Consider the following 9,817-nt stretch of genomic DNA (forward strand, 5'->3'; position numbering starts at 1 on the left):
TCCTTTCAGCAGCAGGGGGTGAGTTCGGCGACGAGCGGCGCGCACAGCGCGGCATTGCCGGCGCAGCAGTCCTTGACGAGGAACAGGGTGAGCGCCCGCAGTCCGTCCAAGTCGGCGCGATAGATGATCGAACGGCTGCGTCGTTCGGATCGCACGAGACTCGCGCGCGAGAGAATGCCGAGGTGTGCGGACATGGTGTTCTGTGGCACGTCGAGCTGACGAGCGATGTCGCCTGCTGCCATGCCGTCCGGTTCATGCCGCACCAACAAACGGAAGACGTCAAGGCGCGTCGCTTGTGCGAGCGCGCTCAAAGCGGAGATGGCCGAATCGCTTTCCATATATCCAGCATAGCGGATATATTGAGGTGAGCTAGTCGGGTCTGGTGACACGACAGTCGAACCGTACGCTAAGCTTGACGCGTCGCGAATGGATCTGGTGCCGTGACTCGCTCCAGAACATGAGCGGGTTCTTCGGTAAAGTAGGGCTTGTGGAGCAACGGAAACCCTGTGGACCGCGCTCATTGAAACGACCGTTCTCTGGACGGCAGCTAGCGACCCAAAGGCGGTCGTAGCCGAGGCAAGTTGCTCATCTTGGAAGCGGACATTTTAAACCGGGGTTCTGACACACGCAAATCTCTGGAAAACCGTGTTCGGGTCTGCAGCGTCGAAACCGACCGACCGGTTATGACACCAGCAGTGTTACGGACTAGAATGACGAAACAGGAAACGTGTTGGCGTGGTCAGTCAGGGATCAGTGCCCAACCACGCAGCTGCAACGTCGCCATAGTCGTCAGCGCAGACACGTCAGTTTCGACATTCTTTCCTACCGTAGCGGGGTCGATCCCGTTTCCGATAAGAGCCTGGCTGCATACCCGAACGGACACGCCCGCCTTTTTCAACGCCTCAATCAAGACAAGGTTAGGGTTCGCAGCTACTCCGGTTTTTGTCGCATAGGCGCGATCTTCGGTGACGATGGGCGTCGCCGCACCGTGGACAATCACGACGACATCGCCTTGTTCTGGACGAACGCCGTCGTTGCCTAGCAGGTTCAGGAAGCGGGCGACCTTCTCCAGAGATGGATTGATCTTATCCGGCGTTGCCGCGGCCTTGGTCACATTGAACAGCACGCGATAGCGCAACTTGCGATCAGGCCGTTCCGCAGCACCTTCGATGGGTGTGATCGCGCCATATCCCACTATCACCGCCTGCCTAGGCACGCCGGCTGAAGCATTGACGCTGCTCATAAGTGACAAGCATCCTGCAAGAGCAATGATTGACGTACGCATCCGCTTTTTCCTTCTTTAGCCAAAATGATCAGCCAACTTTCGCAAAAACGGCCGCACCAATGTTTTGCGGTCGAACTACGGACGGCGTCTCGCGCGGTCGCACTGGGCGGGGGACGGGGGCTGTTTGGGGAGGCGACAGATCGTCGGCTCCGAACATTGCCTCGAGGGTTCTCACGCACAGCGCGGCTGCATCGTCGGCGAGACGGTAGTGAACCTGCTTCGCCTCCCGCCTGGTCTTCACCAGATCGGCGCGCCGCAGTTCGGCAAGCTGCTGGCTGAGCGCCGGTTGAGTCACGCCCGTGGCGGCCTCAATGTCCGCTACCTGCCGTTCGCCGCCTAATAGATAGGACAAAATCATAAGCCGCTGAGGCTGCGCGAACACGCGCAGCTTCTCGACTGCAACGTCGGCGAGCGCGCGGGACTGGTGTATCGCCGTCACCGGTCGGCCTTTGTCTGGTGAAACCAGTCGGCTCCCGCGCTCCCCGGCAAGGCAGGAGGCAGCAGCACGTCGTCGCCCGGCTGCCAGTCAGCGGGCGTATAAGCCTCGCCATCAGCTGCACGCTGCAATGCCCTTACGGTGCGCAGCATCTCGTCGACAGACCGACCAACATTCATCGGATACCAGCTAAGCGCGCGGATGATGCCTTCAGGATCGATGAAGTAGGTCGCGCGCACAGTTGAGGCATCGCCGGCCTGATTGTCGAGCATCCCGTACGCATAACCCACCGCCATCGAGGGATCCTCGATCACCGGAAATGGCACCTCTACGCCGAAGACATCCTTGATCGCCCGCATCCACGCGACGTGCGAATAGAGGCTGTCGACCGACAACCCGAGCAGCACGCAATCCAGCTCCTCAAATTGAGGGGCCGCTTTAGCCAAGGCCACGAACTCGCTCGTGCAAACCGGCGTGAAGTCGGCAGGGTGCGAGAAGAACACAACCCAGCGCCCACGATACTGATCGAGCGCAATTTCGCCCTGCGTGGTGCGGGCGGTGAAGTTCGGGGCTGCATCCCCGATGCGCAGCGAGCGCGGCATGTTCGCATCCATCATTTCCATTTCTTTCAAATGGCACGAACACCCCATTGACGCAATATGTTTACACAACTACATAAATCGTGAGGTTGATTAAACGGAGATGGTTATGGACCCGGTTTTGAGCGAAGCCAACGCCCAGATCAGACGCGCAAAAACGGCCGGATCGCCGGTCGTTCAGTCCTTCTTTGACGAGCCTACCAACACAGCGACCTACGTCGTTTGGGACGCGGCGACGAAAAAGGCTGCGATCGTCGACAGCGTCCTCGATTTTGACGCCGCGGCGGGCCGGACCAAAACCGCGTCGGCGGACGCAGTGATCGCTTACGTGCGGGATCAGGGACTGACGGTCGATTGGCTGTTGGAAACCCATGCACATGCCGATCACCTGTCCGCGGCACCCTATCTTCAGCAGGCGCTTGGCGGGCAGCTCGCGATTGGTCGTGAGATCATCCGGGTCCAGAACGTATTTGGCAAAATCTTCAACGCTGGCACCGACTTCGAGCGCGATGGCTCGGAGTTCGACCGGCTGTTCGAGGACGGCGACCGCTTTGCCATCGGCAACATCGACGCCATTGCGCTGCACGTGCCCGGCCATACGCCGGCGGACATGGCCTATGCCATCGGCGACGCGGTCTTCACCGGCGATACGCTCTTCATGCCCGATTACGGCACCGCGCGGGCAGACTTTCCTGGTGGCGACGCACGCCAGCTATTCCGCTCGATCCGCCGGCTCATGCAGCTGCCGGACGAGACGCGCCTATTCCTCTGCCACGACTACAAGGCGGTGGGCCGCGACGAATATGTCTGGGAAACAACTGTAGGCGCTCAGCGTGTCGGCAACGTCCATGTCCACGAAGGGGTCAGCGAAGACGACTTCGTCGCGATGCGGACCAGTCGCGACGCCACCTTGTCGATGCCCAAGCTCATCCTGCCCTCGATCCAGGTGAACATGCGCGGTGGTCATCTGCCGGAGCCGGAAGCCAACGGCACCCGCTACCTCAAGATTCCGCTGGATGCGCTGTGATGCCGGGCTTTCCCCATGCCATGCCATTCGAAGGCTTCATCGGCGGGTTGATGATCGGTGTCGCCGCGGCGATCATGCTGCTCGGAAACGGCCGCATCGCCGGAGTCAGCGGCATGTTCGCAAGGATTTTGGGTCTTTCCACTGGAGGCCCACCATTGGCAATCGCGCTGTTTTTCACCGCCGGTCTGCCTTTGGGCGCGGGTATTGTTGCAGCCAGCTTAGGCGTGAAGGCCAGCTTTCCGACATCGCTTTCGCTGATCGCCGTCGCCGGTCTGATCGTCGGTATCGGAACACGGCTCGGGTCCGGGTGCACCAGTGGTCACGGCGTATGCGGCCTGTCTCGCCTGTCGCCCCGGTCCATCGCCGCGACCGCTACGTTCATGGCAACCGGCGTCGTCACGGTCACGATCATGCGTCTGTCCGGGGTACTACTGTGATGCGCCAGAACCTCATTTCACTCGCCAGCGGGACGCTGTTCGGCGCCGGCCTTGCCGTCTCGGGAATGATCGATCCGGCGCGCGTGCGGGCGTTCCTCGATGTCACCGGCGCGTGGGACCCGACCTTGGCGTTCGTCATGGCGGGCGCAATTCTGCCAATGGCGATAGCGTGGTTCGTCGTGCGGCGTCGCTCGACCCCGATTGCGGCCGAACAATTTCACACGCCCGCCACCTCGCCGATCGACCGGCGCCTCATCGGCGGTGCGGCCTTGTTCGGTATAGGCTGGGGCATCGTCGGATTGTGCCCAGGTCCCGCCATTGCCGCACTGGCGATCCAGCCTCTGCCGGCACTGATCTTCATCGCTGCAATGGCCCTCGGCGCTGCCGTCCACCGCTTTGCATTCACTTCCCGCCGTTCGGCCTGATCAGACAGGAGACATCACATGGCTTTCAAGCAGATCACCTCGTCCTTCTCTGCCGCCCCCCAGCTGACGCAAGCCGACCTCGCCGCTGCCGCGCAGGCAGGATATCGCTCGATCATCTCAAGCCGCCCGGACGGCGAGGAGGCGGGCCAGCCAAGCGCGGAAGTAATGGCTCGATTGGCCAGGGAACACGGGCTCGCGTTTGCGCATGTTCCAATCGTACCGGGCAAAGCGACTGAAGCCGATGCGGATCGCATGAAGGAGGCGCTGGCCACGCTGCCACAGCCGACGCTCGGCTTCTGCCGCAGCGGGACGCGCGCGGCGACATTGTGGGCATTGGCCGAGGCCGATCGCGCCGACCCGACGACGATCATCGGCCAGGCAAAGGCAGCCGGGTACGACCTTGCCGATCTCACGCCTGCGCTGAAGCGCCGTTCCGAAAGGGCTGATCAATGACCTACGACATCGTCATCATTGGGGGCGGTGCCGCCGGCATCGCGACCGCCTCCAGCATTCTGAAGCGCAACGCCAAGGTGACGATCGCGGTCGTCGATCCCGCGACGGACCACTATTACCAGCCTGGTTGGACGATGGTCGGAGCCGGCGTCTTCACGCCCGAGCAAACCCGGAAGGCCGAAGCCGATGTGATGCCTAAGGGCGTCCGGTGGATACGGTTGCCCGCGATCACCATCGACCCCGACCGCCACGCGATCCAGCTCGGAGACGGAAGCTCCATTGATTATCACGTCTTGATTGTAGCGCCCGGGCTACGCTTGGCGTGGGAGAAGATCGAGGGGCTACCAGAAGCCCTTGGCCGCAACGGTGTCACCTCCAACTATCGCTACGATCTGGCACCCTACACCTACCAGCTCGTCAAGGAATTGCAGCAGGGGCGGGCGCTGTTCTCACAGCCACCCATGCCAATCAAGTGCGCCGGCGCACCGCAGAAAGCGATGTATCTCTCCTGCGACATCTGGCGCGATAGCGGCGTTCTCCCGGCTATCGACGTCGAGTTCCATAATGCCGGCGCAGCCCTGTTCGGGGTCCCGACCTACGTCCCGGCGCTGATGGAATATGTCGAGAAGTACGGCATCGATCTCAGGCTCGAGTCCAACCTGGTCGCGGTCGACGCCGATCGTCGTGTCGCCACGTTCGAGCGCAAGCAGGACGGCGTCTCCGAGCGGATCGAACGCCCGTTTGACATGCTCCATGTCGTGCCACCTCAGGTGTCACATGCGGTCGTCGCAAATAGCCCGCTCGCGGCTGCGAGCGGCTTCGTCGAGGTCGACGAGACTACGCTGCGGCACAAGCGATTTGAAAACATCTTTGGTCTTGGCGATGCCGCTGGCACCAGCAACGCCAAGACCGCCGCTGCTGCTCGCATCCAGGCGCCCGTGGTCGCGGTCAACGCGTTGGCCGCGCTCGACGGCAGACCCCCCGTTGCCGACTATAATGGTTACGGCTCATGCCCGCTCACGGTCGAACGCGGTAAGATCGTCCTCGCCGAGTTCGGCTATGGCGGAAAGCTGCTGCCCAGCTTCCCATCCTGGCTGCTGGACGGAACGCGGCCCACGCGCGCCGCCTGGTTCCTGAAGGAGCGGATGCTTCCCCCGATCTACTGGCAGGGCATGCTGAAGGGCCGCGAGTGGATGGCCGCCCCGCATGAAATCGGCAAGGCAGCATGACTCTCGAACCGATCCAGTATCTGCTTGGCGCCCTTTCGGGCAGCCTGGTCGGATTTACCCTTGGCCTCGTAGGCGGCGGGGGCTCGATCCTCGCCGTACCGCTGATGGTGTATCTGGTGCGCGTGCCCGATGCGCACCTTGCCATCGGCACGAGTGCGTTTGCCGTGGCAGCCAATGCCGCAACCGGTCTGATCGGTCATGCCAAGGCTCATACCGTAAAATGGCGGTGCGGGGGCATGTACGCCACAGCGGGCGTCATCGGTGCGCTGTTGGGGTCCACCGTCGGCAAGGCCGTCGATGGCGGCAAGCTGCTCTTTCTGTTCGCGCTCGTCATGGTCGTCGTCGGCGTCCTGATGCTTCGCGGGCGGGGTGATGCAGGTAATCCCGGCGCGGAATGTAACCGGGAGAAGGCACCCAAGGTGCTGGGCTACGGCCTTGGGACGGGCTTGTTTTCAGGCTTTTTCGGCATCGGAGGTGGCTTTCTGATCGTTCCGGGCCTGATCGGATCAACGGGTATGCCGATCCTCAACGCGGTCGGCACGTCGTTGATTGCTGTCACCGCCTTCGGCCTGACGACCGCCGCTAATTATGCATTCTCCGGGCTGGTCGACTGGCCGCTTGCCTTCGTTTTCATTGGCGGCGGGGTCGTCGGCGGGTTGATTGGCACACGCATCGCCAAGCGCCTTGGCTCGGGCGGAACGCTTACCACCGTCTTCGCGGTGCTGATCTTCGTCGTGGCAGCTTACATGCTCTGGAAGAGCGCAGGCGCGTTTCTCTGATGAGAAGCGCGATTGCCATCGGACCGCTCATGATGGCGGTCGACCGCGGACTGGCGGTGCTATGCATCGTCGTGTTCCTGGGGCTGACAACCTTGGCAGGGCGGTTCCGCTTCCCGCGAGTGTCCACGGTCGCAACCAGTGCCATCGTCGCTGGACTGGTGGCGGCGCGGATCAGCTATGTCGCGGCGCATTGGGCGAGCTACGTCGAAGCTCCCCTATCCATTTTCGCAGTCTGGCAGGGGGGCTTCTCCCCCATCGCCGGCATCATTGGTGCTGCCGCGATGCTAGCCTTCCAGCTTGGCCGAACACGCGCCTTGGCGGTGGGCTGGGGGGCATTGGCGATAGCGGGTGGCCTGTGGTTCACGCTCCAGGTGCTTGTCCCGCCCGTGACATATGGCCCCTTCCCCTATCATTTAACGTTGACGACGCCGTCCGGCGCTCCTCTCCCGCTTGCACGTTTCCGAGGCCGCCCCTTCGTGGTCAATCTATGGGCGACATGGTGCGGGCCGTGCCAGCGCGAGCTGCCGATGCTCGACGCCGCGGCAACGCGCAATCGGGATGTGCCGATCCTGCTCGCAGATCAGGGTGAAGCTCCAGCAATCGTGACCGGGTTTCTTACCCGTGAAGGCATCGGCGTGAGCAATGTCGCGCTCGATCCTGCCCGTGGGCTTTCCCAAGCCTTCGAGGTGGCTGGTTATCCCGCAACCGCCTTCGTCGCTGCGGACGGCACGATCGTGCAGCTTCAGCTCGGCGAGCTGTCACGCGCCGCCCTCGCTGATGGGATCGATATGGCAAGGAAACACCGATGAACCGACGCAACCTTCTCTCTCGCAGCTTTCTGGCGTTGCTCGCCGTCGCCGTGCCGACAATGCCAGCAGTCGCACAGCAACCTGATCTGTCGCGCAAGGCGGTCGTAGACGATCCCGTTGCTCCGAAACGTGTCGGCCAAGCCTATGACGTCACCGTCGTTGAATTTTCCGACTATAATTGCCCCTATTGCCGGCGAATGGAGCCGGTGCTGAACGCGCTTGTCGCGGCCGATCCGAAGGTACGGATCGTTTATCGTGACTGGCCGATCTTTGGCCCTGCATCCCGGGAAGCCGCACGGGCTGCAGTCGCAAGCCAGTGGCAGGGCAAACATGCCGCTTTTAATGAGGCGTTGCTGACCTCGCCGGCACGGCTCGACAGTGCCGGGATCAAGGCCGCTGCCGCGAAAGCCAAGGTGGACTGGCCACGTCTGCAACGCGATCTGAAGACGCGCGGCGCAGAAATTGATGCGCTTCTCGCACGCACCAACGCCATCGCTCAAGCGATCGGGTTCAACGGAACACCGGCGCTGATCGTCGGCTCGCAAGTGGTGGCCGGCGCGGTCGACCTGCCGACGCTACGCCGGCTTGTCGCAACGGCGCGCAGCAAGCCTCAGGCGCGCTGAAGATGCCAGGGCCACTCAATCGCAGGCAGGCGGTCGGGCTTGGAGCTGTCGTCGTGACTGGCTGGGCAGTCGGACAGGTGCTGCGACGCACAGCGCCAATCGGTCGCGATGTTGATCCGACCGCTGACCTGCTTCTGGCGGGCAGCGGTTCGCCTGAATACGGCCCTGCCAATGCCACGCTGCGACTTGCCGTGTTCACCGATTATCGTTGCCCGGCCTGTCGTCACGCCTTCCCCGCATTGGAAAAGGCGGTGCGACGCGATGGCAAGGTTCGGGTCATCTACAAGGACTGGCCGATCTTCGGTCCGCCGTCCGAACGCGCCGCGAGCGTTGCGCTCGCCTGTGCCGAACAGGGCATCTACCCGGCCGTTCATCGCCAGCTGATGACCGACAGTCGTATGATCGACGACGACATGCTCAGGGACATTGTCACCGGCGCTGGCGGGGACTGGCTGCGCGCGACGACCTGGCTTGCTGCGCATGGACAGGCTGTCGCCGCGCGTCTGCGCGCGAACGGCCAAGAAGCCTATTCGATTGGCTTGGCCGGCACCCCAGGCTTTCTTGCCGGACGTATGCTGGTGATGGGCGCGATCGAAGCGGGTGATTTTGAACGGTTGTTCGCGCGGGCGCGGACGGAAAGCTAACAGAGCGAGAGGATGCAAACATGATCGAGTATAACCACGATGGCATGACCGTTGCGTCGCTCCATGACGAACACACAGGCAGCTTCCAATATGTTGTTGTCGACGACACTACGAAGACGGCCGCGATCATCGACCCGGTTCTAGATTTTGATCCGCGAGCTGGTGCGATCGCAACCCGCAACGCCGATCTGATCCTCGACTATGTGCGCGAGAAAGGACTGAACGTCGAATGGGTGCTCGACACCCACCCACACGCCGATCATTTTTCAGCCGTTCCGTACCTTGCCGGCAAGACCGGTGGCAAAACCGCGATCGGCAACAAGGTCGTGGAAGTGCAGAAGCTGTGGCGGGACATTTACTGCCTGCCCGATCTCGCCGTAGACGGCACCCAGTGGGACCGGTTGTTTGCGGATGGCGAGTGTTTCCGGATCGGCACCCTCGATGCTCATGTCATGCTGTCGCCGGGCCATACGCTCGCTTCGATCACTTATGTCGTCGGTGACGCCGCGTTCGTTCACGACACGCTGATGGTTCCCGATAGCGGCACAAGCCGGGCAGACTTCCCGGGTGGTGATGCTCATGCGCTGTGGCGCTCGATCCGCGCCATCCTCGATCTGCCACCCGAAACCGCAACTTATGTCGGGCATGACTATGGCAAGGATAGTCGGGACGTACTTGGTCGCTCGACCGTCGCCGATCAGCGTCGCGACAACATCCATGTTCACAATGGCATCGACGAAGCCGAGTTCGTCGCGACCCGCGAGAAACGCGACGCATCGCTCCCACTACCCGACCTGATGCTCACCGCGCTTCAGGTGAACATACGTGGCGGCCGACTGCCAGATGCCGACGAATGTGGGACGGCGTTTCTCAAAGTGCCTTTGAACCGGTTTGAGCCTGTTGCTTCATAGCTCAGTCCTCGCTGTTTCAAGTTTCACAACCGAACGAGACCGTTGAAAAAGGCCTGGGCGAAATCGGCGTGGCGGATGGCTGGTGACGCCGGCCACCGGGGATACGCCGCGTATCAGGCCGCCGCGGCCTGCCGGGCGAGCAGCTGAAGGTTGTATGCCG

The 9,817-nt window shown here is 62.3% G+C and carries 14 protein-coding genes; 10 read left to right on the forward strand and 4 right to left on the reverse strand.

The features are described from left to right. Window positions 1–5: 5 nt before the first annotated feature. The 4 genes from LRA89_RS18595 to LRA89_RS18610 form a co-directional block, all read right to left on the reverse strand. Window positions 6–338: an ArsR/SmtB family transcription factor gene (locus LRA89_RS18595; RefSeq protein ID WP_230772464.1), complete on the reverse strand. Its 333-nt coding sequence runs from the start codon at window positions 336–338 to the stop codon at window positions 6–8. A 401-nt stretch (window positions 339–739) separates the two neighbouring features. Further along, window positions 740–1,285, reverse strand: coding sequence for a DsrE family protein (locus tag LRA89_RS18600; RefSeq protein ID WP_443025017.1), 546 nt, complete (start codon window positions 1,283–1,285; stop codon window positions 740–742). Window positions 1,286–1,313: 28 nt separating this feature from the next. Beyond that, window positions 1,314–1,724, reverse strand: coding sequence for an ArsR/SmtB family transcription factor (locus LRA89_RS18605; protein ID WP_230772466.1), 411 nt, complete (start codon window positions 1,722–1,724; stop codon window positions 1,314–1,316). Then, window positions 1,721–2,344: a peroxiredoxin gene (locus LRA89_RS18610; protein ID WP_230772481.1), complete on the reverse strand. Its 624-nt coding sequence runs from the start codon at window positions 2,342–2,344 to the stop codon at window positions 1,721–1,723. The genes LRA89_RS18605 and LRA89_RS18610 overlap by 4 nt, the downstream gene beginning before the upstream one ends. An 85-nt stretch (window positions 2,345–2,429) precedes the next feature. On the opposite strand from LRA89_RS18610, the gene LRA89_RS18615 reads away from it, so the two are divergent. The 10 genes from LRA89_RS18615 to LRA89_RS18660 are packed head-to-tail and all read left to right on the forward strand — an operon-like array spanning window position 2,430 to window position 9,657. Further along, window positions 2,430–3,347 (forward strand): MBL fold metallo-hydrolase, encoded by a 918-nt coding sequence (locus LRA89_RS18615; RefSeq protein ID WP_230772467.1) that lies wholly within the window; start codon window positions 2,430–2,432, stop codon window positions 3,345–3,347. After that, a complete protein-coding gene (locus LRA89_RS18620; RefSeq protein WP_230772468.1) occupies window positions 3,347–3,784 on the forward strand; it encodes a YeeE/YedE family protein in 438 nt (145 codons plus the stop codon). Before LRA89_RS18615 ends, LRA89_RS18620 begins: the two co-directional genes overlap by 1 nt. Then, window positions 3,784–4,209 carry a DUF6691 family protein gene (locus LRA89_RS18625; RefSeq protein WP_230772469.1) on the forward strand — a complete coding sequence of 142 codons (426 nt, stop codon included), beginning with the start codon at window positions 3,784–3,786 and terminating at the stop codon, window positions 4,207–4,209. Before LRA89_RS18620 ends, LRA89_RS18625 begins: the two co-directional genes overlap by 1 nt. Before the next feature lie 18 nt (window positions 4,210–4,227). Then, complete coding sequence (locus LRA89_RS18630) at window positions 4,228–4,662, forward strand: TIGR01244 family sulfur transferase (protein WP_230772470.1); 435 nt, start codon at window positions 4,228–4,230, stop codon at window positions 4,660–4,662. Next, entirely contained in the window at window positions 4,659–5,891 is a 1,233-nt protein-coding gene (locus LRA89_RS18635; RefSeq protein WP_230772471.1) for an NAD(P)/FAD-dependent oxidoreductase, read from the forward strand. The genes LRA89_RS18630 and LRA89_RS18635 overlap by 4 nt, the downstream gene beginning before the upstream one ends. Continuing rightward, on the forward strand, window positions 5,888–6,670 hold the full coding sequence (locus LRA89_RS18640) for a sulfite exporter TauE/SafE family protein (RefSeq protein WP_159513085.1): 783 nt from the start codon (window positions 5,888–5,890) through the stop codon (window positions 6,668–6,670). The genes LRA89_RS18635 and LRA89_RS18640 overlap by 4 nt, the downstream gene beginning before the upstream one ends. Window positions 6,671–6,699: 29 nt before the next feature. Then, window positions 6,700–7,479 (forward strand): TlpA disulfide reductase family protein, encoded by a 780-nt coding sequence (locus LRA89_RS18645; RefSeq protein WP_230772472.1) that lies wholly within the window; start codon window positions 6,700–6,702, stop codon window positions 7,477–7,479. Beyond that, window positions 7,476–8,102 (forward strand): DsbA family protein, encoded by a 627-nt coding sequence (locus tag LRA89_RS18650; protein WP_230772473.1) that lies wholly within the window; start codon window positions 7,476–7,478, stop codon window positions 8,100–8,102. The genes LRA89_RS18645 and LRA89_RS18650 overlap by 4 nt, the downstream gene beginning before the upstream one ends. A 53-nt stretch (window positions 8,103–8,155) precedes the next feature. After that, the gene (locus LRA89_RS18655) at window positions 8,156–8,746 is read left to right on the forward strand and encodes a DsbA family protein (protein WP_230772474.1); all 591 of its coding nucleotides are present in this window, start codon (window positions 8,156–8,158) and stop codon (window positions 8,744–8,746) included. 20 nt (window positions 8,747–8,766) lie between these two features. After that, a complete protein-coding gene (locus LRA89_RS18660) occupies window positions 8,767–9,657 on the forward strand; it encodes an MBL fold metallo-hydrolase (protein ID WP_230772475.1) in 891 nt (296 codons plus the stop codon). Window positions 9,658–9,817: the final 160 nt, after the last annotated feature.

Source organism: Sphingomonas sp. Leaf4 (assembly GCF_920939515.1).
Taxonomy (GTDB): Bacteria; Pseudomonadota; Alphaproteobacteria; order Sphingomonadales; family Sphingomonadaceae; genus Sphingomonas.